This window comes from Nostoc sp. DedQUE12b (assembly GCF_034530835.1).
Taxonomy (GTDB): domain Bacteria; phylum Cyanobacteriota; class Cyanobacteriia; order Cyanobacteriales; family Nostocaceae; genus Nostoc.
Genome location: NZ_JAVRCI010000018.1, coordinates 15,126 through 36,872, shown reverse-complemented (window position 1 = coordinate 36,872; position 21,747 = coordinate 15,126). Strand labels below are relative to the sequence as shown.

Annotated in this window: 23 protein-coding genes; 12 read left to right on the top strand and 11 right to left on the bottom strand. The window is 42.3% G+C overall.

All coding sequences use genetic code 11. The features are described from left to right. Window positions 1-3: 3 nt before the first annotated feature. The 5 genes from RMY16_RS11825 to trmB all read right to left on the bottom strand — a co-directional run bounded on the left by RMY16_RS11825 (window position 4) and on the right by trmB (window position 3,719). Window positions 4-1,266: a nif11-class peptide radical SAM maturase 3 gene (locus tag RMY16_RS11825; RefSeq protein WP_322736512.1), complete on the bottom strand. Its 1,263-nt coding sequence runs from the start codon at window positions 1,264-1,266 to the stop codon at window positions 4-6. Window positions 1,267-1,324: 58 nt separating this feature from the next. After that, window positions 1,325-1,675 carry a Nif11-like leader peptide family natural product precursor gene (locus RMY16_RS11820; RefSeq protein ID WP_322736511.1) on the bottom strand — a complete coding sequence of 117 codons (351 nt, stop codon included), beginning with the start codon at window positions 1,673-1,675 and terminating at the stop codon, window positions 1,325-1,327. A gap of 70 nt (window positions 1,676-1,745) precedes the next feature. Further along, window positions 1,746-2,183: a nitrogen fixation protein gene (locus tag RMY16_RS11815; RefSeq protein WP_322736510.1), complete on the bottom strand. Its 438-nt coding sequence runs from the start codon at window positions 2,181-2,183 to the stop codon at window positions 1,746-1,748. Window positions 2,184-2,333: 150 nt separating this feature from the next. Continuing rightward, the gene (locus RMY16_RS11810) at window positions 2,334-2,636 is read right to left on the bottom strand and encodes a hypothetical protein (RefSeq protein ID WP_322736509.1); all 303 of its coding nucleotides are present in this window, start codon (window positions 2,634-2,636) and stop codon (window positions 2,334-2,336) included. A 435-nt stretch (window positions 2,637-3,071) separates the two neighbouring features. Then, a complete protein-coding gene (gene trmB / locus RMY16_RS11805; protein WP_322736508.1) occupies window positions 3,072-3,719 on the bottom strand; it encodes a tRNA (guanosine(46)-N7)-methyltransferase TrmB in 648 nt (215 codons plus the stop codon). 396 nt (window positions 3,720-4,115) lie between these two features. Between trmB and RMY16_RS11800 the strand changes: the two genes are divergently transcribed. From RMY16_RS11800 to RMY16_RS11790, 3 genes are all read left to right on the top strand, one after another. Then, the gene (locus tag RMY16_RS11800) at window positions 4,116-4,844 is read left to right on the top strand and encodes a MotA/TolQ/ExbB proton channel family protein (protein WP_322736507.1); all 729 of its coding nucleotides are present in this window, start codon (window positions 4,116-4,118) and stop codon (window positions 4,842-4,844) included. Between the two features lie 42 nt (window positions 4,845-4,886). Further along, window positions 4,887-5,579: an ExbD/TolR family protein gene (locus tag RMY16_RS11795; protein WP_322736506.1), complete on the top strand. Its 693-nt coding sequence runs from the start codon at window positions 4,887-4,889 to the stop codon at window positions 5,577-5,579. A gap of 379 nt (window positions 5,580-5,958) precedes the next feature. Then, on the top strand, window positions 5,959-6,321 hold the full coding sequence (locus tag RMY16_RS11790) for a phage holin family protein (RefSeq protein WP_289798955.1): 363 nt from the start codon (window positions 5,959-5,961) through the stop codon (window positions 6,319-6,321). Window positions 6,322-6,396: 75 nt separating this feature from the next. On the opposite strand, the gene psb29 is transcribed toward RMY16_RS11790, so the two are convergent. Further along, a complete protein-coding gene (gene psb29 / locus RMY16_RS11785) occupies window positions 6,397-7,104 on the bottom strand; it encodes a photosystem II biogenesis protein Psp29 (protein ID WP_322669366.1) in 708 nt (235 codons plus the stop codon). A 209-nt stretch (window positions 7,105-7,313) separates the two neighbouring features. On the opposite strand from psb29, the gene RMY16_RS11780 reads away from it, so the two are divergent. After that, window positions 7,314-7,919, top strand: a complete 606-nt coding sequence (locus RMY16_RS11780; RefSeq protein ID WP_322736505.1) for a chromophore lyase CpcT/CpeT — start codon at window positions 7,314-7,316, stop codon at window positions 7,917-7,919. Between the two features lie 56 nt (window positions 7,920-7,975). Here RMY16_RS11780 and RMY16_RS11775 read toward each other — a convergent pair whose 3' ends face one another. Both RMY16_RS11775 and hemF read right to left on the bottom strand, forming a co-directional pair. After that, the gene (locus RMY16_RS11775) at window positions 7,976-8,344 is read right to left on the bottom strand and encodes an STAS domain-containing protein (RefSeq protein WP_094351701.1); all 369 of its coding nucleotides are present in this window, start codon (window positions 8,342-8,344) and stop codon (window positions 7,976-7,978) included. Between the two features lie 263 nt (window positions 8,345-8,607). Continuing rightward, window positions 8,608-9,648, bottom strand: coding sequence for an oxygen-dependent coproporphyrinogen oxidase (gene hemF, locus RMY16_RS11770; RefSeq protein WP_322736504.1), 1,041 nt, complete (start codon window positions 9,646-9,648; stop codon window positions 8,608-8,610). Window positions 9,649-10,100: 452 nt separating this feature from the next. Here hemF and RMY16_RS11765 point away from each other — a divergent pair, with 452 nt between their 5' ends. From RMY16_RS11765 to RMY16_RS11730, 8 genes are all read left to right on the top strand, one after another. Further along, window positions 10,101-10,625, top strand: a complete 525-nt coding sequence (locus RMY16_RS11765; protein WP_069070960.1) for a polyketide cyclase / dehydrase and lipid transport — start codon at window positions 10,101-10,103, stop codon at window positions 10,623-10,625. Between the two features lie 332 nt (window positions 10,626-10,957). Continuing rightward, window positions 10,958-12,049 carry an Mrp/NBP35 family ATP-binding protein gene (locus RMY16_RS11760; protein ID WP_322736503.1) on the top strand — a complete coding sequence of 364 codons (1,092 nt, stop codon included), beginning with the start codon at window positions 10,958-10,960 and terminating at the stop codon, window positions 12,047-12,049. Between the two features lie 174 nt (window positions 12,050-12,223). Beyond that, on the top strand, window positions 12,224-13,537 hold the full coding sequence (gene rodA / locus RMY16_RS11755; protein ID WP_322666253.1) for a rod shape-determining protein RodA: 1,314 nt from the start codon (window positions 12,224-12,226) through the stop codon (window positions 13,535-13,537). Between the two features lie 95 nt (window positions 13,538-13,632). Beyond that, the gene (locus RMY16_RS11750; RefSeq protein ID WP_322736502.1) at window positions 13,633-13,830 is read left to right on the top strand and encodes an NAD(P)H dehydrogenase subunit NdhS; all 198 of its coding nucleotides are present in this window, start codon (window positions 13,633-13,635) and stop codon (window positions 13,828-13,830) included. Window positions 13,831-13,909: 79 nt separating this feature from the next. Next, window positions 13,910-14,566 carry an HAS-barrel domain-containing protein gene (locus RMY16_RS11745; RefSeq protein WP_322736501.1) on the top strand — a complete coding sequence of 219 codons (657 nt, stop codon included), beginning with the start codon at window positions 13,910-13,912 and terminating at the stop codon, window positions 14,564-14,566. Window positions 14,567-14,714: 148 nt separating this feature from the next. Beyond that, on the top strand, window positions 14,715-16,853 hold the full coding sequence (locus RMY16_RS11740; RefSeq protein WP_322736500.1) for a cation:proton antiporter: 2,139 nt from the start codon (window positions 14,715-14,717) through the stop codon (window positions 16,851-16,853). Between the two features lie 492 nt (window positions 16,854-17,345). Beyond that, window positions 17,346-18,296 carry a UDP-glucuronic acid decarboxylase family protein gene (locus tag RMY16_RS11735; RefSeq protein WP_322736499.1) on the top strand — a complete coding sequence of 317 codons (951 nt, stop codon included), beginning with the start codon at window positions 17,346-17,348 and terminating at the stop codon, window positions 18,294-18,296. A 148-nt stretch (window positions 18,297-18,444) separates the two neighbouring features. Then, complete coding sequence (locus RMY16_RS11730; protein ID WP_322736498.1) at window positions 18,445-19,836, top strand: UDP-glucose/GDP-mannose dehydrogenase family protein; 1,392 nt, start codon at window positions 18,445-18,447, stop codon at window positions 19,834-19,836. A 136-nt stretch (window positions 19,837-19,972) separates the two neighbouring features. Here the strand turns inward: RMY16_RS11730 and RMY16_RS11725 are convergent, their stop codons facing one another. From RMY16_RS11725 to RMY16_RS11715, 3 genes are all read right to left on the bottom strand, one after another. Continuing rightward, the gene (locus RMY16_RS11725) at window positions 19,973-20,767 is read right to left on the bottom strand and encodes a DUF2993 domain-containing protein (protein ID WP_322736497.1); all 795 of its coding nucleotides are present in this window, start codon (window positions 20,765-20,767) and stop codon (window positions 19,973-19,975) included. A 412-nt stretch (window positions 20,768-21,179) separates the two neighbouring features. Continuing rightward, window positions 21,180-21,317, bottom strand: coding sequence for a hypothetical protein (locus tag RMY16_RS11720; protein ID WP_322736496.1), 138 nt, complete (start codon window positions 21,315-21,317; stop codon window positions 21,180-21,182). Further along, window positions 21,307-21,543 carry a transposase gene (locus RMY16_RS11715; protein ID WP_322736495.1) on the bottom strand — a complete coding sequence of 79 codons (237 nt, stop codon included), beginning with the start codon at window positions 21,541-21,543 and terminating at the stop codon, window positions 21,307-21,309. Before RMY16_RS11715 ends, RMY16_RS11720 begins: the two co-directional genes overlap by 11 nt. Window positions 21,544-21,747: the final 204 nt, after the last annotated feature.

Sequence of the window (21,747 nt, the reverse complement as noted above, 5' to 3'; positions counted from 1 at the left end):
TTTTTAATTACTAGAACTAACTAAAGATAATGCTAGATTTGGTTCTTCTTCCCAACCTTCTGGCCATTGAATGCGATCGCTAGTAAAATGAAGCGGGTCATTTTCAGGCCAAGGAGCATTAATCGGTTCTTCAATTAGCCCAAACTCCCCATTGTCAAAGGGGTTTCCGTCGGCCCGACGCTGAAGAAAAACTCGCTCTCGAATACCGCCTTTTTCCTGAGTGAGGGCGCGATGATGACAATAAGGATTATTGCCTCTCTTATCAAAGAAAACGTGAGCTGTCCAACTGCAACCACCACGACAAAGTTCAGCAAATTCGCAAGACTTGCAGAAACCCCACAAATGTTCTGTTCCTTTGGGAGTACCAGCCCCCAAATTAAACCGCAGTTCCTCGGTTTCTTCAATAATTGTCCGCAGTGAATAGTCGCGGATGTTACCGCCAGTGTATGCCGTGGTAGGTAGCGAGGGACAACCTTTGATAGCACCATCAGCTTCAATGCCTAATGCAGACAATCCAGCACTACATCCCTGCCAAAAAGACCAAGCATCTCCTCCCCGTAACAGTCGCTCATAGGGCCCGTAATAGCCAATATTATTTCCTGGCTGTACTTGCACCCCTTCTCGCTTTGCGCGTTCGGCAACACGAGCAATCATCGGATACACATCTAGTAATTCATAAGGTTGCAGCAGAATGTCGCTATTATCTGCTGCATTCCCCATCGGTACAGTCAATTGAATTTGCCAAGCGAAGATGCCGGCGTCGCGCAGATGTTCGTAAATACGAGGAAATTCTGGTGCAGACAGACGATTGATTTGAGTATTGCAGCCGAAGGGAATACCTGCTTGTTTGAGATTACTCATGGTTTTAAACGCCCATTGCCAAGAGCCTTGTCTACCACGGAGGCGATCGTGAGTTGCTTCTAAGCCATCAACAGAGACAGATACCACTCTAATACCAGCTTCTTTCATCCGGCGTGCTGTGTCGAGAGTGATACCATAACCTCCAGTAGTCATACCGCAAAGCATCCCAGCTTTGGTAATTGCTTGAGCAATCTCCAGCCAATCAGGACGCAGAAATGCTTCACCACCAATCATGGTAACTTCAGTGATTCCCACTTCCGCCATTTGCTTGACTAAATCAAGGGCTTCTGATGTAGAAAGTTCGTTCGCCCTTGTATGACCAGCACGAGAACCGCAGTGCTGGCAAGCTAGATTACATTTTAATGTAATTTCCCAAACTGCGTAACTAATTCGACGATAAGTCATTAGAATAGCCTCAATTAATTTCTTGAGAAAAGGACGAATATATCCGTATTTGTCCCTATCAACTTTTATCTAAAATATCTAACTCAGGAACTCCATACATAGGCTGCATAGGTGGCCAATCCCAGAGACCAGCTGGTGCCCCATAAATCAATATGTTAGAACTTTGAATAAGTCCGCCAACAACAGCTTCCAGTTCTTTTTCACCTAAATCCTGGAGTTCGCTCTCAGCAGTCTCTGACTCTAACAATTGAGCCGTATATTCTTCAAACTCATCCTGGGTGAAATCGTAGCCAGCACTTTTAACAACTTGGCTACATTCATCTTTACTTGTCACTCCTTGAATTTGAGCGCGAAAAGCTTCATCATTGGCTAGCCTTGTATAAAAGGCTTGAACATTTTTTAGGGACATAATTTTCTCCTTGAAAAAAATTTTATTGGCGGATATAAATCTCTAACATCTGGAGTAGACATAGCTTTGCTTAACTAACAGTCGGTGTGGCCACTTTAAGTAGTAATTCAGAGCGATTGTAGTTATCTGTAATAACTTGTGGACAACGCATACAAGCTGCCTTACCTTCTTGTTGCCACCATCGGCAATCTCGACGTATGGAACAAGGTGGTAGATCCTCTACTACCGTCGGCAAATTTTCTACAACTCGCATTGCTAAACGACAATCTTTACCATCAAAATGTTGACAACCCTTAGTTGCACAGGGTGCAGCCGTCCGAAAAATTTCAGTGGGTGTTACTGGACTAGCCTTTGCTATTAGTTCATCTGTGACAGGTTGGGGATGCTTAAGATAAGCTACGCGGGGTTCTGTGACTGTGCCACCAACGACGCCGAAAACAACACTGTCCTCCCATTCTGGTCTTGCACTAGGGCAAAGTGTAGTCTTTTCAGTAGCGATGTCTTCCATAAATTGAACCTATAGTGAATTGTATTTTTAAGCTGATGGAGATTTATACCGAGTTTTGAATCGGCCTGCTCTCCATCAACCTAAATAAGCAAATTAAATGTTCAAGAGTTTAATACTGACTAGTAACTTCAAAGACTTGTGCTTTCTAGATTAAGAGATTGAGTTCTGGTCTTGTGCAATTAGTCCACAAATAATCGGTTTTATCACAGAAATATCACTAATCGGTTTTATCACACCGATACCACCTGTAATACCACCTGCAATGATTGGATCGAATTGTTTAACCGTTACAAAACCGCCTGCAACGTTTGCCATTTCTTCATTAGACAGAGTTAGCAAACCATCTTCTAAATCCTGATTGTGGTTCCGTCGCGCTAGTGCATTGTTAACAGCATTATCAATCAGATTGCTAATGTCCAATTGAAAATCTGAATTCTTTTTATTCCTTTCCATTGTGCTTTTCCTCTGAAGATATAACTAGATATAGGCTTAATGATGAAGTACTGTAATTACCTAGCCTGTATATATCTTAAGCATAGTAATAATAGATTTAACTATGTTTTGAAAATTTATAAACAGACATAAGTAAACCTTTTATGTCACTAAACAATGATTTAAAACTTTTTTAATAATTATTTATTAATAAAACTTATGCCTCTATAAACTACTTTAGAAACAGATAGTTTTACTAATTATCAAATAATATTTAATTAAAATTTTGACCATTAATAAAACATTTATGTCCCAAAAACTTTTCCAATCTTGAGCAATGTTTAATAGAAATATAAAAGCAAAATTTAAGCAAAATTTAAGTAATATTAATAAATATTTATAAGGCTACTCAATAAAACTTAGAATTGGGAAATAGAGTTGATATTAAAAACATCTCTATTGTGTACTTCTCACCCTTTCAAACAAAGCCCGATAAACAGGTTCACCCTTTTTTTGCGTACTTATTTCCCGTTCTGTGGGAACTGGCAGCGGATTTTCGGCTAGCCATTCTCCTGCACCAACTTTCTGAAAAGCTGAATTAGCAGCAAAGCGATCGCGCATTTCCACAGCCACAAATTCCATATCTGATTGCAGAAATACCAACCCCCCAACCGCAAGATACTTAGCTAAGTCTGCCACTAGTTCTGGTTGGACTACACGACGTTTAGCGTGGCGGGTTTTAAACCAAGGATCGGGAAATTGAATAGTAACGCGTTGTAAACTTCCTGGAGGGAGGGAAGATAAAAGCGATCGCAGTGAGTTATTTACATTGCAAAATAAATAGTGCAGGTTTGTTAAACCTAATTCAGAACGTAACTTATTCGCCTCCACCACCAGCGGTTCCCGAATTTCCAAGCCAAGAAAATTCCAGTTGGGTTCTATCTTGGACATATTCAACAAAAACAGTCCCTTAGCGCAGCCAATATCTAAATGTAGTGGTTGATTTGGCTTTGCATAAATTTTTTCCCAGTCAAGGGGACTTGCTGGTGTTTGATACTTTTTACCAAGTGGATTAACATGCTGGCGGACTCGGACTGCTGCCAAAATTTGTTCTCCTTAACGTGAAAATATCCTGTGGTGATTCAGGTTATATCAATTCAAAAAATGTTTGCGACCAAACACCCCACCTTCACTGACACGCACCCTCCCCGAAGCCCTAGAGAGGGTTGGCTAGGATCTTATCTATGTATTTCATTCTTTTTTCAAATTGGTATTACAAGGAAGTTTAGCAAAAGTATGCCAAAAATTATCGGTCTATGATTCAATTGCCTATCCAGCAGCAAGTTAGTACAGCAGTCTCAGTCAAATACGTTATGCTTGCACTGTTTTTTTAGGTTTTTGAGAAATTTATATTTTGGAAGTCCCTCATTTTGCATTAATCTCTAGAATTAAAATGCCTTAACACATTTGCTCTAGTCCTGGAGGGAGGAAACTTAAACAGTGGATATCTTAGATTTGTTTTATAAGGGTGGGCCAGCAATGTGGCCATTGCTTGTTCTCTCGATTCTGGCTTTGAGTGTCATTTTCGAGCGTTTGTGGTTCTGGTTGCGAATTTTGACTCAGGAAAAGCAAATAGTTGACCGCATCCTGGATGCTGCCCAGGATAATTGGGAAGTAGCTGCGGACATCGCAAGACTTGCAAGCCATCAGCCTGTCGGGCGTTTTCTTTACGCCCCTCTACGTTTTACGAAAACTGATGCGGAAACCTTTCGACTAGCACTGGAGGCTACAGCAGAAGACGAATTAGCTGGGATGCGCAGGGGCGAAAAACTTTTAGAAGCGGTAATTGCCCTAGCGCCACTGTTGGGATTGTTGGGTACAGTTTTGGGTTTAATTCAGTCTCTGCGCTCAATTCGGATTGGCGATTTGGGAACTGAATCTACTGCTGGGGTGACTACTGGTATTGGTGAATCCTTAATTAGTACAGCAAGTGGGCTAATAGTTGCCATTATTAGTTTGGTATTTTACCGCCTATTTCAAAGTTTTGTAGTCAACCAAGTCAAAGTTTTTCGGAAGGCAGGGAATGAGATGGAATTGCTCTATCGCCAGTCTCCTCCTGACTTTAGCAATAGGACATCAGCAATTGTACAAGAAAATTTAACTCCACCCCGCAAGCCAGGAAAAACTAGAGTTTCTGAACCTCCTGAACCCCCAAATACACCTACTTAATAGTCAATAATTCAACCCCTAAACCAGGCTTGAGAGTGAGACATGAAAGTTAATCTACATACTCCAATTGAAGAAGTCCAAATTCAAATCATCCCTTTAATTGATGTTGTTTTTTGTATCCTGACATTTTTTTTATTAGCGGCTTTACAATTTACACGGCAACAGGCAATAAATGTTGATTTGCCTAAAGCCAGCCCCAGTACAGTCTCTGGAATAACATCACAGAGTGGAAGTCTGATTGTAACTATCGATGCTGTGGGCAATACTTACATAGAAAAACAGCCTGTAAAACAGGAAGATTTGAGACAGAGTTTAAAACAGTATCTCCAAGCAAACCCCAATGCCGTTGTGGTACTGAATGCTTCGCGCACAGCAACTTACAATGATGTAATTGAGACATTAGATTTGCTACGACAAGTAGGAGGCGATCGCGTTTCTTTGGGAATTATTCCTGGCCCTTCTCAACCATCCATAAACTCGCCTAACCAGCCTGCTGTCCCCTCTTTTCCAATCAATCCTGGTGCTGTGCCACTTCCAGGAATTAATCCCGAAGGGAATATTACCCCAAAATTCCCCTTAGCACCTAATTCTGAACCCTTTCCTAGCATCACTCAGCCTCCAACTGGGCAAGGCATCAGTCCTATCAATCCTGGTATTTCTCCTGTGCTTCCTAACTCACCAGCGCCTCAAGCGCCTGTAGCACCGAAACAAACCCAACCTCCTCTTAAAAGATGAGATAGGGGAATGGGAATTAGGAATGGTGGGCCCCTCTGGGGATAAGGGGCATTGGGCATAGGTTATTCTCCTTGTCTCCCTTGTCCCCTTGTCCCGCATTCATCACTCCCCACTTCTCCTGCAAACCTTTTCTCAAACCTAAAGATATCTAGAATAAATCTCGGCTAGATAAAAAAAACTGCTAATTTACAAATAATTGGTTGAGCTTTAAAGATTTTTCCACCTATAGACTGAGCAACTCATCACCAATTACCATCCACATTTCATACCAAATTGGGGAAGGATGTCCAAATAGGTTAACAGATTGGAAAGCGCTTGTATCAAGCGTCTTTCAGCGTGTCCTAATTACGAATTACTAATTAATATCAGGGGTTGTGGCATGAATATCGTGACGCTTTTAATTGTTTGGGTAGTAACAGCTATCAGCTTGTTGATAATTAGTAAGTTGCCTTTGGGAGTTGAAATTGATACTCCTGGTAAAGCGTTTCTTTCTGCCGCAGTGCTTGGTATCGTGACGGCAATAGTCAGACCGATTTTAAGCCTCATTTTTGCAGTACCAAATTTACTCACATTGGATTTATTATCCGGCATTTTCACATTTATGATTGCTGTGGTTTGTTTTAGTATTGCTGCTTGGTTAGTAGAGGGCTTTCGCTTGCGTTACGGGATTTGGAGTGCTGTTATTGGGGCATTTACGCTGACTATAATTAACAGCTTAATCTACAAAATATTGGGTGTATAAAGTTAAGAGTTAAGAGTTAGGAGTTATTAACAATTCCTCACTCATAACTCCTAACTCTTCACTGCCAAATTCTAACTATTCGTTGGAACTTGGGGGAGCAACTGGGGTAGTTGATTGTTGTTTACGTTGCTCGCGTTTTTTGCGATCAGCTGAGAGTATATCTGCCATCACTACTAGCGCTTGCGCCATTTTGTCCAGGTTAGAACGGTATAACTCCAAATCCTTGTTGAGTTTGTCATCGGAGAGGTGCAAGCCAGCAGCGATCGCTTTCAGCGCCTCAGTGAGTTGCTTTTCATCTTTGACTAATCCGGGATCTGACTGTTCTAATAACGAAAATACACCAATTGCGAACAAACGGTTGTATTTAAAGTTAGGATTATTGGCGATCGCTTGCAGTTGTGCTTGCAAGTCAGCATCTCTATCTAAGTAAGTAGTTTGGCCCAGCCACCCAATTAAATCTTTAACTGGCAAACCTTTAGCTACAGCTTGCAATCTTTGGGCATCTTGTCGATAGCGTTGCGGATCTGTTTCTATAGCCTGACATAAGGCGTTAAAAATTGATTCTTGATCCCGTTCTGGTTGATAGCCTTCCATGAAGCGGTCAAAAGTAGTGACGACACCCAAGGCATAAATTGGATTGTAGCTAAAATCGATATTTACTGACAGCAGATGCATTTCCACCATCAATTCTTCCACAACCCGACGATAAATAGTATTGATCGGACGGGTGTGAAGATTATAGAAAGTTCGCTTTGTATCAGAGACTGTACGGACGTTATTCACAAAGAAAAAAGAAATGTTAAGGGCGACGTATCTTTATTTTCTCGCTTAAAGGCTACTTTGCCAAGTTGAGCTTTTAGCGGGTGACGGTTTCATTTACAATATATACACATTAGAAGTATTTTATAAGCTGATAGCCACAGGGGATCAGACCTTTTCTCCTAAAAAACTAGCTAAGAATTATTATCCTTAATGATTTATTGATTGTACTTATGAACTTCTCGCCACAGTTAATTGTTTTAGGTGAGTACCTAGCTGGTGAATTTGATAATCGGGAACAAGCCATAGCAGAACCAGTTTGGTATGTCCACCTTCGTCTGTGGCAAAGACCAGTTAATCTGTTCACAGAAGATAGCATTACCTTGTTTGCTGAACAGGCTAACGTTATTACCTTAGATAAACCTTACCGCCAGCGAATTATCCGGTTGCGTCAAAGCAGCGACTCTGACGCAACTGTGGAAGTACAATATTATATGCCTCAAGATCCAGGTGCATTAAAAGGCGCAGGTGATAACCCTGCTCTACTAAACACACTGACATCCGAACAATTAGATTTACTACCAGGTTGTATCCTAAGAGTTACTCAGGAGAAACTAGCTGGCGATCGCTATAAGTTTACCGCTACCCCACTACCAGAGACTCGTTGTAGTTTTACTTATCTTGGCAATAGTATTCATGTTTCTTTAGGTTTTGCAGCTACAGCGACAGAATTTCACAGCTACGACAAAGGAATTGATCCCGCAACTGGAAAAGCAACCTGGGGGGCGATTATGGGGCCTTATCGCTACACCAAGCAAAATCAGTATTCAATAAGATAAAGTTATGAGTTATTGAGTTATGAATTAATTCCTCACTCTTAACTTGTAACTCTTTTTTAGCTGGCAATGCTACGAGGCACACCTTCTAAAGCTTCCTCTTCTGTTTCAAAGATTTCAAAAACAGTATCCATCATCGTCACTTCAAACACGAGTTTGGCTTCTGGGTGTACATTACAAATGCGAAAACTGCCTTTGACTTTATCAGCATCACGCATTCCAGCTACTAAAGACGTAAGACCAGAACTATCAATAAAATTTACCTGAGCCAGATTTACAACTACATGGCGACTGAGTTTGGAAATACACTCTTGTAACTTCAGGCGAAATTGCCAAGCCGTGGTGATATCCAGACGGCCTGATGGTGTCAAGACGATAACAGTGTTTCCGTCTTGGGTTGTATAAGTTTTTTGGTCTATATGAATCACTAAAGCCCTCCCCGTGGCATTCCTTTTAAGATTAACTAGTGACAGAATTTTCTAATGCTGTCACTTGAGATTAACAAGCTATAGCTAAATTTGTCACCTTTTTCAGCTAAGTGCTTAACTTTAGTAGTTATAACTCACGAAAATAGTGAGGAGTGGAAGAGATGAGTGAGATGAGAGAGTCGGGGAAGATCGGGATAATTATCATAACTTCTCACTCAGCACTCAGCACTCAGCACTCAGCACTCAGCACTCAGCACTCAAAACTATTTAGGTGTCCAATTGATCCAATCTTGAGGTTTAAGGAAAGTTTCATACAACTCGGCTTCAGGGGAATTGGGTTCCGGTTGATAGCCGTATTCCCAGCGTACTAAGGGCGGTAGGGACATGAGAATTGATTCAGTGCGTCCGTTGGTTTGTAGACCAAAAATAGTACCTCGGTCATAAACCAAGTTAAATTCTACATAACGTCCCCGACGGTAGAGTTGAAAATTTCGTTGGCGATCGCCATACTCCATCCCATTGCGCCGTTCTACAATTGGTACATAGGCTGGTAAAAATGCTCTACCACAGTCTTGCACAAAAGCAAACAAATCTTCCCAATTGCGGGTTGCTGGTGTTCCCACCTGATTGCTATAAATAGCCGCTTCTCCATTGGGATTTGGGCCGCGGTATAAAGCACCCTGCCCATCTTGGTAATCAAAAAATAGACCACCGACGCCCCGTGTTTCATCACGATGCTTCAGGTAAAAATATTCATCACACCACCGCTTAAACACCGGGTAATACTCTGGGTGGTGTTGGTCGCAAGCCTGCTTTAATGTTTTGTGTAAATGTGCCGCATCTTCAGCAAAGGGGTAATAAGGTGTCAAGTCAAGACCGCCACCAAACCACCACACTGGCCCCGCTTCAAAGTAGCGATAATTGAGATGAACTGTGGGCACATAAGGATTGCGAGGATGTAATACCATTGAAGTGCCTGTGGCATAAAAGCCATGCCCTGCGGCTTCCGGGCGTTGGGTTAAAATTGAGGGTGGCAAATGGGAACCCTGAACTTCAGAAAAATTTACACCTGCTTGTTCAAATATTGCACCTTCTCGCAGCACGCGCGATCGCCCTCCCCCTCCTTCTGGGCGTTCCCAACTATCTTCATTAAACTTAGCTACACCATCTAGTTTTGCCAATGATTCGGTAATTTCGTCTTGCAGCTGTTTCATAAACTGACTGACCCTAGTCTGAGCGTCAGGTGCTGGCAAAGACTTTGATGATTCTGCTTCTACAGTTGGTGTTTGCGAGTTGGTCAACATAGATTCCCGAACCTAAATTACAATTTCCAGAAAGCCACAAATTTTTCATTTTAAAATTTGGGGGAAACACACGCCAACAATCTAGTTCTATTTGCCCAACCCGCTTTTTTCTTCCTGGGTTAAGCATTTATCCGATTGATGGGCATCACTAGAGTTATTTTCCCTCAAATGCGTATAGGCTTGTATATTGAATTAGTTTTTTTTGAAATTCTTAATTGGAATATTCTGGTATAAAGACTAAATTTTAGTCTTAAGCTTGAGGTATCAACGATTTGACTGGCCTACTCAGAAATTTTTTGCCATATTGCTGATGTTGACTGTTAGGGTCTGTATCGAAATCAGGGCTTGCTATGATTTAGGACATTTTTGAGAAAGTTTTAATTTAGCAGTTAAGCGTAGTTGAACGCCACACCAGAGTTACCAGAAAGTGTTTAGGGAGGAGGATTAGGAAAATGCAAGGTTGGTTATCCAAATTCATCCACCGCAAACGTCGTCGGTTTTGCGCTTCTCTGGTGTGGACGTATCGAGAGATTAGTTCTGCTTCTGTAGATGAACTGTGGCAAAAAGTGGTTGACTTAACAGATGTTTCTTGGCATCCACAACTTAAGAGTACTAATGTCCCCCACGGATTAGTACCCAAACCAGGATTAATTTTTCAAGCTGTAACACGCTTTTCGCCGATTCCCATCAGAATTTTTGTGGAACGCGTCAATCCCAGAGAGATGCTGAGTATCCGCGTGATGGCGATTCCTGGAATAGAAGAACGGGTAACTTACCAAGTAGAGTCAACAGTTTGTGGTACTTGTTTGTCTTATTCTGTAACCCTACGGGGTTGGTTATCACCCCTGATTTGGTCTTTATCCCGTCCTTATGCAGACCGCGTTGCACGTTCTTTAGTCGAAGCAGTAGAAAAGACGGCATTACCAGCGGTATCTGGTCAGAAAAAATCCCTTAATGACAGTTGTTTTGATTTTTAGGTAGTGGGGATTGGGGAAGAAGCAAGGGAGCAAGGGAGCAGCACTTCTCTACGAGAGGCTGCGCGAACGACTACGCTCAGTGACCGAGGAGCAGGGGAGCAGGGGAGAAGAGTTTTCCCTTCAGCAAGAGTAGCACCTTGCCCTTCTATCTCTTTTCAATGCCCAATGCCCAAAGAAAGTTAAGATTCTATTAGGTAATAATGCTATTTGCTAAGTTTTATCACGGCAGTAACAGTGATAAAACTTAGCTGACCTTACTTAAGAAGGCATCCAGTTAATAGCTAAGATGTTCCCCCACAAGTGTATTTATTCTTTTTGAATTTTGAATTTTTATGTACGATGTCCTCGATTCCCGCTCTGTCTTAGAAATTTTGCGACCAGTGGAAGACCCAGAACTCCGCAAAAGTCTGGTAGAACTGAATATGATTCGCAACGTAAAAATTGACGGTGGTAAGGTTAGTTTCACTTTAGTATTAACCACTCCTGCCTGTCCTTTACGTGAATTTATTGTCGAAGACTGTCAGAAAGCTGTCAAAAAACTCCCAGGCGTGACAGATGTCAGTATAGAAGTGACGGCAGAAACACCCCAACAAAAAAGTTTACCCGATGCCTCCGGCGGGCTGCGCCAACGCACTGGCATTTCTGGAGTCAAAAATATCATTGCTGTATCCAGCGGTAAAGGTGGCGTTGGTAAAAGTACGGTTGCAGTGAATGTAGCAGTGGCTCTAGCTCAAACTGGAGCGAAAGTCGGCTTGCTAGATGCTGATATTTACGGGCCCAATGACCCCACCATGCTGGGTTTGTCTGATGCTCAAATTACTGTGCGTTCTAGTGAAACAGGTGACATTCTGGAACCTGCTTTTAATCACGGCGTCAAATTAGTTTCAATGGGCTTTTTGATTGACCGAGATCAACCAGTAATTTGGCGGGGGCCTATGCTCAATGGTGTAATTCGCCAGTTTCTCTATCAAGTTGAATGGGGTGAACTGGACTATCTGATTGTAGATATGCCGCCGGGAACCGGAGATGCTCAGTTAACTTTAACGCAAGCAGTGCCGATGGCAGGGGCAGTAATTGTCACAACGCCGCAAAACGTAGCTCTGTTAGATTCTCGCAAGGGATTGCGGATGTTCCAGCAAATGAATGTTCCAGTATTGGGGATCGTGGAAAATATGAGCTATTTTATCCCCCCCGATCAACCAGATAAGCAATATGACATCTTTGGTTCCGGTGGTGGCTCCAAAACAGCTGCGGAATTGGGAGTGCCACTCTTGGGGTGTGTGCCGCTAGAAATTTCCACGCGAGTTGGTGGTGATAGTGGTGTACCGATAGTTGTTGGCGATCCAGATTCAGCTTCAGCAAAAGCATTAACAGCGATCGCTCTTACCATTGCTGGTAAAGTATCAGTTGCTGCCCTGACATAATTATAAATTTTGATTTCTATCTACTTCCTGGGCTATGGCTTGGGAATACTAGGGACTGGGTATTAAGAAGTGGGGAAGCAGGGGAGCAAAGGAGAATAACCAATGCCCAATGCCCAATGCCCAATTCCCAATTCCCAATTCCCAACAATTAAAGCTAAAGTCTAAACTGGCACAATGTTGTTAAAACGATCGCTCCCCAAAATTCGCTGGAAGTCTTGGGTTAAGCCCTGGCAGCATGTAGATTGGCTACTTTTTTGTTTGCCGATTGCTGTCAGTATCTTTGGCGGCCTGATGATTCTCAGTACGGAACTGAAGCAGCCAGTAACTGACTGGTGGTGGCACTGGATGGTAGCGGGTATCGGCGTGCTTATAGCCCTATTTTTATCTCGCATCCGATACGAACTCTTGATGCAGTGGCACTGGGTAACATACACACTGACGAACTTCAGTTTAATTGCCGTGATGATTGCTGGTACTAGCGCCAAAGGGGCACAACGGTGGATTAGTGTCGCCGGCTTTAATGTGCAACCCTCAGAATTTGCCAAAGTCGGCATGATTATCACATTAGCAGCTTTGCTACACAGGCGGACTGCTTCTAGCCTCGAAGGTGTTTTCCGCGTTCTGGCAATCACCGCTATACCTTGGGGACTAGTATTTTTACAGCCAGATTTAGCAACATCACTGGTATTTGGTGCGATCGTCTTAGGAATGCTTTACTGGGCAAATGCTAACCCAGGCTGGTTAATTCTGATGATTTCTCCGGTGGTTGCCGCCATTTTGTTTAGTATCTCTTGGCCTTTAACAGCGCCAATAGTTTTATTCAAAGAACTATCTTTTGGCCCATTAGGGATAGTTTGGTCAGTTGCAATGGCGATTGTAGGCTGGCAAACTCTTCCCTGGCGGCGATTTGGTTTGGGTGCTATCGGTGCGTGGACTCTCAATATCCTGGGTGGCGAATTAGGAGTCTTCGCTTGGAACCATGTTTTGAAAGAGTATCAAAAAGACCGTCTGACTGTATTCATGAATCCCGATCACGATCCACTCGGTGCTGGATATCACTTAATCCAATCTCGCATTGCTATTGGTGCTGGTGAAATTTGGGGATGGGGTCTATTCAAGGGGCCAATGACACAACTGAATTTCGTACCGGAACAGCATACAGATTTTATTTTTTCCGCAGTGGGGGAAGAATTTGGTTTTGTCGGTTGTTTGGTAGTGCTGTTTGTCTTCTGCTTAATTTGCTTCCGTCTACTGCATGTTGCCCAAACCGCCAAAGATAACTTTGGTTCTTTGTTGGCTATTGGCGTTTTGTCCATGATTGTGTTTCAGCTGATTGTCAACATTGGTATGACTGTTGGGTTAGCACCTGTGGCAGGAATTCCCCTACCTTGGATGAGTTATGGGCGTTCTGCGATGCTAACCAACTTCATTTCCTTGGGAATAGTAGAATCGGTAGCAAATTTTCGACAAAGGCAGAAGTATTATTGATTCGTCATTAGTCATTTGTCCTTTGTCCTTTGCTAATGACAAATGACTATTAACAAGTATTAAGCTATTAAAAGGAAACAAGCGAGGCTAAAAAAATGATTCTGCCTGGAGCAACTATTCGCGTTAAGAATCCCGCAGATACTTATTATCGCTACGAAGGACTCGTGCAACGGGTGAGTGACGGCAAAGTAGCCGTATTATTTGAAGGTGGTAACTGGGATAAATTAGTTACCTTCCGCCTGAGCGAATTGGAACTCGTAGAAACCACTGCCGGACGTAAAAAAGCCAAATAAGATTAGTCATTAGTCATTTGTTCTTTGTCATTTGGCAAAAACTAATGACTAATGACCAATGACTAATGACTAAATTACTATGCGCCTCCCTTTACCACAGTTTGCCACTGGCGATCGCCATCCCAACCACATTGCGGAGGTGATTGAAACTACTAGTACCGAATTTTTAGCTCAGTGTTTAGAACCGGTAGATTTAAGCTTTCCCTCGATGCCACCCTTTGGTAGTTGGGTCTGTTCTGTAGATGAAGAATCTGGCAATCAAATTTATGCTGTAGTCTATTATGCTACAACTATGCCCATAGATTCCGTACACAGGGCGAGGGCATTAGGGTTGTCCTTGCAAGATTTACGGGAGGAACAACCCCAAATATTTGCCATGCTCCGCACAGAATTTAGGGCTGCGATCGTGGGATTTGAACTATCTTCGCAAAATAAAAGTTATAACCAAAGAGTATATCAGTATCTTCCACCCCGTCCCCCACAAATTCATCAAGCTGTTTACCGATGTGAACCAGAAGCTATCATTAAATTTACTGAAGAACTAGATTTTTTACGGACACTGCTGTGTATTAATGGTGCGCCAATCGAGTCTTTAACCGCAGCTGCCATTCGAGATGTATACCAGTTACGCAAAGCTGACCGAGAATGGTTAATTAAAGCTGGACGTAACTTAAGTGTGTTACTGAAAGATGACTACGATCGCTTACGGTTCATTTTGAGTCAAATCCACCCGTAGGTAGTTAGTTCTTAAATAATTGCCTAGTTAGTGTAAATTAAGAAGATTTTTGATTTTTCGTCAGGTGGCTTCTCTATTTATTCATATTGATCGGGCGATCGCCCCCAAGGTAATCGCTGTTTTACCATAGCCCCTTCAATTCCTATATATGGAACTAATATCACAAGTTCTTGTTCTGGAACCAACTTCCCAAGTTCTTGGCAAAGAACCAATTGTTCCCTTTGCTATTTTGCTGGTGGTCATCTTAGTTATACCCATCATGTTTGAACGGCTAAGATTACCAGGATTAGTGGGCTTGGTTTTCTCAGGGCTAGTACTTGGGCCTTCAGGTTGGAATCTTTTTCAGTCTGACTCACCGATGATTAACCTACTCTCAGACATTGGGTTAATTTATTTGCTGTTTGTCGCCGGGCTAGAAATCGATTTAGAACAGTTTCGCCGGAAAACAAGTCGTGCCTTTGGGTTTGCTAGCTTTACTTTCTGTGTACCCCTAGTCATGGGAACCTTAGTAGGGCTGATTTTAGGCTATGGCTGGAATACTTCAATCTTAATTGGCTCTTTATTTGCTTCCTATACCCTTTTGGCATACCCCATAATCAGCCGTTTGGGAGTGGTAAACAACGAAGCTGTTACTGTCACCATTGGGGCTACGATTTTTACAAACATTGGTGCAGTACTGATATTAGCCATTTGTGTAGCAGTCTCTCATACTGAAGCATTCAGCTTTGCGAGACTACTCACTTTGTCAGGTTGGTTAATTATCTACTCTGTGGCCGTTGTGACAGGCTTTGATTGGGCAGGCAAAGAATTTTTCAAACGCTCTGGAGACGATGAAGGAAACAAGTTTTTGTTTGTGTTGCTTTCTGTGTTTCTGGCAGCTGTGGGCGCTCAATTGATTGGGGTAGAAAAAATTGTTGGTGCTTTTTTAGCGGGTTTGGCAGTGAATGAAGCTGTGGGTGAAGGCCCAGTCAAAGAAAAGGTGGTATTTATTGGCAGTGTGCTGTTCATTCCCATTTTCTTTGTTGACCTTGGCTTACTGATCGATCTACCCGTCTTTGTAAACAATCTGAATACGCTCAAGTTAACGCTATTGATCGTAGTTGGTTTGATTATCAGTAAATTGATCGCAGCTTTGTTGACAAAACTGGTTTACCGCTATAAATGGCAAGAAATGCTAACGATGTGGTCGCTGTCACTTCCCCAGGTTGGTACAACGTTAGCAGCAACGTTAGTGGGATATCAGGCTGGGTTACTGCCAATAGAAGTATTACACAGTGTGATTGTCTTAATGCTCGTCACATCAACCTTGGGACCGTTGATCACCAGTCGAATAGCTGTTGGTTTGAATTCCTCACCAGATGAAGATCCAGCACCACCCCTAGCTGAGGAGAACACATCAGAAACAGACAGTGCTTTTACTATAGTCGTACCTATATATAATCCTCAGACCCAGCAGTATTTGACTGAAATGGCGGCATTATTAGCGCGTCAGTCTGAGGGCAAAATTATACCCTTGGCGATCGCTACTGCTGCTGCTCACATGGATGCGCCCCAGTTAGAAGCGTCTCTACAACGGAGTGAGTGGTTATTGAATAAAGCCACTAAACAAAGTCGAGCTTTAGGCGTAGCCGCAGAACCAGTGCTGCGAATTGATGATGCCTTTGCTCAAGGAATTAGCAGAGCGGCTCGCGAACAAAAGGCTAATTTAATTGTTATGGGTTGGGGTAAACGAACTGGGTTGCGAGCGCGTTTATTTGGAAATGTGATTGATGGTGTGCTTTGGGCATCTCATTGTCCAGTAGCGGTAACACGTTTAGTACAATCACCGAAAAAAATTCAGCGAATCTTAGTACCAATAGAAAATTTAACAGCGCCGACATTACAACCTGTACAATTTGCCCAGATGCTCGCAGAGGCAAATCAGAGCCACATTACTGTGCTGAATGTGTGCGATCGCCGTACTAGTTCTAGTAAAATTGCTTGGAGGCGATCGCATCTCTCCTTATTGGTATCTAAATTGGCTTTAGCCAATGCCCCAGAAATTCAAATCATCGCTCACGAAAATGTTGCCCAAGCAATTTTACAGGCAGCAAGATTATATGATTTAGTAGTTTTACCTTTTATACGTAATCGTACCAGTCCTGGAGGGTTAGCCATTAGCGATGTCACAACCCAGTTAGCCAGACAACTGACCTGCTCAATTATTATGCTTGGAGAACCGCAACGCACTCAAAGCACAAATTTAATTCTCTCTACCACGGTTAACAGCATTACATCTGCTGTATGATGTAAGGCAGAATACAGTTCAAGTAAGTGGACTTGGGCTGCGTTAGCGTAGTCCGCACTTCGACAAGCTCAGTGACCGCCGGAGGCATCAAATTTCCTCAAATATTGGTAATAAATAGAATCGGCTGTAGAGGTTTACGTCTGTATTATTTGCATATATTTTTAGCGCGAGTGTCAACCCGATCTCGACTAATTTTTGGTATCCAATTAAAAACTTAATAACCGTAAAAATACTTTATATTTTTGAAGATTTGATAAAGATCGGCAGAACAACAAACAATTTTTAAAGAATATTTGTTATTTTGCTAATTGAATTCTTAAGAAAACAGGTAAAAATATAACAAAACTACAACTGTGAAAAAATAGGTAAGTTCAACAACAATTTTTGATTGAGCCTTGTTCGTTTTTTTGTTTTGTATTTTTGTACCCAAGGTGGGTAATCTAAAAGTAAGTGCAATAGCTACTGAAAATATTTGTAAGTAACTGGGAAACTATGAGAATTTTGGTGACGGGCGGTGCTGGGTTTATTGGTTCCCATCTCATCGACCGACTAATGACTGCTGGCCATGAAATAATATGCTTGGATAATTTTTACACCGGTCATAAACGCAACATTTTGAAATGGTTAGGCCATCCGTACTTTGAATTGATTCGTCACGATATTACCGAACCAATTCGGTTAGAAGTCGATCAAATTTATCATTTAGCTTGTCCTGCTTCACCAGTACATTACCAGTACAACCCAGTTAAAACCGTTAAAACTAACGTGATGGGAACACTAAATATGTTGGGGCTAGCTAAACGTGTGAAAGCGAGGTTTTTCTTAGCTTCTACTAGTGAAGTATACGGAGATCCAGAAGTTCATCCTCAAACTGAAGAGTATAGAGGTAGCGTCAATCCCATTGGAATACGTTCATGCTACGACGAAGGTAAAAGAATTGCTGAAACTCTAGCATTTGATTACTACAGGCAAAATAAAGTTGATATTCGAGTTGTGCGGATATTCAACACCTACGGACCAAGAATGTTAGAAAATGATGGTCGGGTGGTGAGCAACTTTATAGTTCAAGCCTTGCAGGGTAATCCTTTAACCGTGTACGGTGATGGTTCACAAACTCGTAGTTTCTGCTACGTTTCCGATTTGGTAGAAGGATTCATCCGCCTAATGAATAGCGACTACATTGGCCCAGTCAACCTGGGTAATCCTGGTGAATACACGATTTTACAATTGGCACAAACTGTGCAAAATATGATCAATCCAGACGCGCAGATTAAATTCGAGGCACTACCTTCGGACGATCCCCGCCGTCGCCAGCCTGATATTACAAAGGCAAAAACTTGGTTAAATTGGGAACCTACCATTCCTCTGCAAGAGGGTTTAAAACTAACAATAGAAGATTTTCGCGATCGCATTCAAAGCGATGTCAATAATTCAACCACCTGAGTGGCGTCTAGCGTCGCTCTAAATTTTTATGCAGGCTAATTCCATCAGTAGCTAGTATATTTAGTTGCTGAGTTTTCCCAAATGTGTAAGTGTAAACTTGAGAACTTCTTTTTGAAGATTAAGCCCAAATAAGTGAGGAGTTAAATAAATGCGTGTTTGCGTTATTGGTACTGGTTACGTTGGTTTAGTTACAGGCGCTTGCTTGGCTCATATAGGGCATGATGTAATTTGCGTAGACAACAACGAAGAAAAAGTTAAGTTAATGAAGTCTGGGCAGTCTCCAATTTTTGAGCCGGGACTCTCAGAAATTATGCAGTCAGCCATTCAAACAGAGAAGATTCATTTTACTAGCGATCTTGCTGCTGGAGTTTCCCACGGAGAAATTCTGTTTATTGCTGTAGGAACGCCACCTCTACCCACTGGTGAAAGTGATACTCGTTACGTTGAAGCTGTAGCCCGTGGGATTGGGGAAAATCTCAACGGTGGTTATAAAGTCATAGTGAATAAATCTACAGTACCGATTGGCTCAGGTGACTGGGTGCGGATGCTTGTTCTAGATGGTGTTGCAGAGCGGCAGAAAACACTGGTACCCGCGGGTGGAGTGCCGAGTGATGAGAAATTATCTGAATTTGTAGCCGAGTTTGATGTAGTCAGCAATCCAGAGTTCTTGCGCGAAGGTTCAGCAGTTCACGACACCTTTAACCCCGATCGCATCGTACTAGGAGGCAATAGCCAAAGAGCAGTAGCTTTAATGCAACAACTCTATGCCCCAATTGTGGAACGCAAGTACGCTGACGATCAGTCTTTACCTCCAGTGCCAATTTTGGCAACAGACCTGAGTTCGGCGGAGATGATTAAATACGCCGCTAATGCCTTTTTAGCCACTAAGATTAGTTTTATTAACGAAGTTGCTAATATTTGCGATCGCGTCGGTGCTGATGTCACCCAAGTAGCTAGAGGTATCGGTCTAGATTCCCGCATTGGTAACAAGTTTTTACAAGCTGGTATTGGTTGGGGTGGTTCTTGTTTTCCCAAAGATGTCTCCGCTCTGATTCACACTGCTGATGACTATGGTTATGAAGCCCAGCTACTGAAATCTGCTGTCAGTGTCAACGAACGTCAGCGGTTGATTGCTTTGGAAAAACTCCAACAAGTTCTCAAAATTCTCAAAGGCAAAACAGTCGGACTACTCGGACTGACCTTCAAGCCCGATACCGACGACTTGCGCGACGCTCCAGCACTCAACCTAATTGAGCAGCTAAATCGGCTGGGAGCCAAAGTAAAAGCCTATGACCCCATTGTTTCCCAAACAGGTCTACGTCATGGGCTTTCTGGCGTGTTAGTAGAAACCGATGCCGAAAGACTTGCTGACGGCTGTGATGCCTTAGTACTTGTCACCGAATGGCAGCAGTTCAGCACTCTGGACTATGTGAAAATGGCGAAACTGATGGCCCACCCCGTTATCATTGATGGTCGTAACTTCCTCGACCCCGAAGCAATGATACGCGCAGGATTCCAATATGTAGGTGTGGGAAGATAAAAAGTTAAAAGTTAGGAGTCATTAATGACTCCTAACTTTCTTCAAAACCTAAAGATTTAAACTACCGCCTAAAATCATTTAGGCGGTATTTAATTTGTTTAAAGCTTCACTTTAATTTTTTACCTATAATCTTAGATTAAGGACTATTTGGAATACGTTCAATTTCAGCATATCCACTGAAAATAATTTTTTGACCTTCAGTTTCTAATCGGTTGAGGCGCATTTTCACTCCATCAAGGTCAAAACGATCCAAATCGACCATATTATCTAAAATTTCTACCAGCGCTACGCTCAAGGTTTGCGAGATTTCTCGTTGTGCTTCTGGCACTTGGTCAAGTTGAATTTTTGAATCTTTGAAAGAAACTCGCCGCCGTCTTTCAATACCTACAGTTAAAATCATGCTCAGGGGCACAAGTTCGCCATTATTTAAATCTGCTTTTGCTAGAAGCTGTAAGCGATTTTCTGGCAATAGCTGTACCTGAACATCTGTAAAGGAGACTGGTTCACCGCCAGATAATTCTGTCAGTGATGGTACGGTGAGGTTAAGTAAGCGCTTTTTCACCAGTTCTGCATTAAAGGCTTGGTTTATGCCTGCTTCTGATAAGATTATTTGAGCGATTGCTTGAGTAGGTTGCTTAAGGCTAAGTTTGCCACTTAAAACCGAGCCGAAGTCAATGGCCACCGCATCAGTTTCAAACGACATCTCTTCAACTGCAAAATCTCTCCGAATCACCAAGCCACGGCCGCTCATTTTGAAGCTATCAATGCTGCCTTGCAAGAGCTTGCTGGAGGGGTAGCAGCGCACAAAAACTTCTACTGACTCGCTTTGGGTAAACAGGTGGCGAATCGTTTGGCTGGCGACTGTATTGAGCATCCGCTCTCCCCAATCTGTGCCTTTAGGATTTTGTAAACCAGTAAGTCCGCCGAACATGTGGTTTTAAGTCTCTAGAAGTTCTTTGTACTTTTGTAACAAATCGTGAAGAATACAGCAAGCGATCCCGTGATTAATTGTACTGATGGATAGGCATAGAATGACTGATAATTGATAAACTATGTATTAAATATTATCAGTGTGACTTAAGTTGGAGAAAGTCGCAGCATTCATGACAATAGTAATCCTAAGAGAATCAGATTACTGCGGCGTAGTATTTTATAGATGGTTAAAATACATCATTTATACGCTTATAATACATTTTTGGTACTTTAATACTACATAAATTAAGGTTGAGTCTTCCTGAGTCAGTTTCAACCTGATGGTTTCCACACGTATCGCGAGGTCTTATGATACGCTCAAATACCGCATTAGCAATATTAATCGTGCTAATTTTGATATTATTCTGGTTTTATTTAATGCATAAAACCAGAACAATATCAAGATATTCACGCCCTCTGGCAATTTTCGTTATAGTTTCTGTGGCGATCGCTGGTGGAGGTATCGTATCCGCAGAAGTAACACCGAACCCGGCTCCCCTAAATAACATAACCAGTTTGCCATCGCCGGAAGTAATGATACACAGTTTTCCAATTGGGAAAATCATTTGGCAGCATTCGCCATGCACAACCTGCACACAAGATGTATAGGATGGCGTTAACGATCGCCTGCATATCAACACTACGTTTTCGACCACCTGTTTTTGGCGCAGGAATTAGCCCTGATAGTAGTTCCCACTGCTCAGAAATCAGATTACTTGGGTACGATGGATTCATGGCTCTCGTAACTCTGTCATACTTAAGTATTTTTTCTAATGACAGGATACAGTTACGTGGGCCTTCATACTTTTCAGACATCCTCTTAGAGTAATACTCTAGACTTGAAACGTAATTGTTCAGGGAGTAACGATCAAATGAGGGTTACAAACACAATTTAATTGAATTCTTTAGCCTTATTTTCTCAAATTTATGGGCTTGATA